The organism is Protofrankia sp. CiT1 (assembly GCF_917627335.1).
Taxonomy (GTDB): Bacteria; Actinomycetota; Actinomycetes; order Frankiales; family Frankiaceae; genus Protofrankia.
Map to the genome: position 1 here is coordinate 1 of NZ_CAKJTP010000076.1, position 987 is coordinate 987.

Genomic DNA, 987 nt, shown 5'->3' on the forward strand with positions numbered 1-987 from the left:
GCAGGTCACAGAGATATCGATCTTTGCCAGAACCTCCCCCGTTTGTCGGCGTGTCAGAGCTTCTGGATATCGATCACCATCCAACCGCTTGACAAAAACACCAAGCCATGTAACCGACTTGCGATCATCGCCTGCCTGACAGACACACCCGACGGCCATCGACAAAGCATGCCGCAGCCCGACCGGCCGCCACTCCTACCAGCAGGAGCCGCACGCCGCCCAACCCTTCGTACGCGGACCGACTGACCAGTCCACCGTGGAAACAGAGTCATTACCGCCGGATGAGGTGAACCAGGCGGGCGGGTCGCCGCCTACAGAAGGCCAACCACCCGCCCCAGGCCACCTCGAATTTTGTCACAGACCGTGATTCCGTCTCAGAGTGGATTCTTCTCTCCGCACGGCCCGGCTCCCGGGAGGAGGCGAATAACCCTCCGCACCCTCCGCAGAAGGCCGAAAAACACCCTCTGACCTGCAACGATAGGTGCGGAGGGTTGCCCTGTACACCCTCCGCAGCGCGGAAGGTGACCCACCGCACCCTCCGCAGATCACCGATCTTGCGGAGGGTAACCCACCGCATTTGCGGAGGGTTACGCGACCAACCCTCCGCAGGAGAATCCACTGCGGCACAGGCTCTTTCGAGCATTTGCGGAGGGTGCGGAGGGTTGTACCGGTCGTCTGGGAAAACGAACAGATTCGAAGAAAAATCCCGTGATCACATGCCGGCATCCGGAGCGGAGAAGGACCGGCTACCGGCTCGCTGCGTGACTCTACGTGCCTACCATGAGGTAGGTACCCCATCGACGGGCAGACGGATATCCGTCTTCCTCGATCATGCCCAAGCACAGGTGAAGCCATCGATCAGCAAGACGGCGCCGCTGTCATGGCCGACGTGGCGGCATGACCAAGATAGGGATCTGACCACAGACGGCGCTTCGCGACCCCGGTCCTGCCGCGGGAAACGACGGCAGGCAGAGGAGCGTCAGGATG